This is a genomic window from Mesorhizobium sp. M7A.F.Ca.CA.001.08.2.1 (assembly GCF_003998455.1).
Lineage (GTDB): Bacteria > Pseudomonadota > Alphaproteobacteria > Rhizobiales > Rhizobiaceae > Mesorhizobium > Mesorhizobium ciceri.
In genome coordinates, this window is record NZ_RZPW01001258.1 from 1 (window position 1) to 931 (window position 931).

Genomic DNA, 931 nt, shown 5'->3' on the forward strand with positions numbered 1-931 from the left:
CGGCGGCAGCCAACACGTCGTCGGCGAACATCTCGATCGAAAAAGGACGCTTGCTGCCCGGCACCCGGATAGGGTCACAGGTCTCGTGCTTGTTCGCCCTGCCTGGGCTTTCGACGCGGCATCGCAAAACATGCGCCCTTACGTGGAAGTGGCGGAGCTCATCCGCGGCCGTCCGCTGGATGACGCGCGCGATGCGTTTGCGGCCTCCGCCACGGCGGCTCGCTTTCGCATCGAGGCGCCGGACAATCTTGCTTCCCTGCTCGGCTTTTTCGCGCGCGCCAATGCGAATGTTTTCGCCGAGGTGATGCGAGCGATCGCAAACGATGGGCCCGGCGTGACGCGGGCAGCGGCCGCCGGCCTCGCGCTCCCGACACTCGTCATCGGCAGCGGCATCGATCTCGTCCATCCGCTGGCCACCGCGCGCAGCCTTGCAGACACCATCCCCAATGCCGCCTTTGTCGAGGTGACGCCGAAGGCCACCGACAAGGAGCGCCATTTCGCCGAAATCCGCGCCGCCATCGGCGGCTTTCTCAACACAAATTTTGACAAGCAGGACCAATCATGATCTCGAAATCTCTCTCCGGCCCGGCCGCCATCGCCGAACTGCCACGCGATCGCATGATCGCCGAATTCTCGCTCTGGTCTGCCAATCTTGCCAATTTCGAGAACGACTTGAAGCGCATCGAACCCTATGTCGATCTTCATCATATCGATGTGGCGGACGGTCATTTCGCCCCGTCCTTCCTGTTCTTCCCCGACCTCGTCGCCCGCATCGCCGGACTGACGGCCAAGCCGATCCATGTCCACCTGATGGTCGATGAAGCAATCGTCGAGGCGCAGACGCGCCAGTTCATCGAAGCCGGCGCCGACATGATCAGCGTCCATGCCGAGAATGGCGAGGCGGGATTGCGCGCCGTGCGGCTGGCGCGGG

General features: G+C 63.6%; 1 protein-coding gene and 1 pseudogene. Both read left to right on the forward strand.

Going from position 1 to position 931, the window contains the following annotated elements:
* Positions 1-565, forward strand: a 565-nt coding sequence (locus EN914_RS36650) for an alpha/beta fold hydrolase (protein ID WP_245497942.1), incomplete at its 5' end; no start/stop codon positions are given.
* Positions 562-931, forward strand: a pseudogene (locus EN914_RS36655) (D-allulose-6-phosphate 3-epimerase); the annotation flags it as partial. The gene EN914_RS36650 and the pseudogene EN914_RS36655, both read left to right, overlap by 4 nt.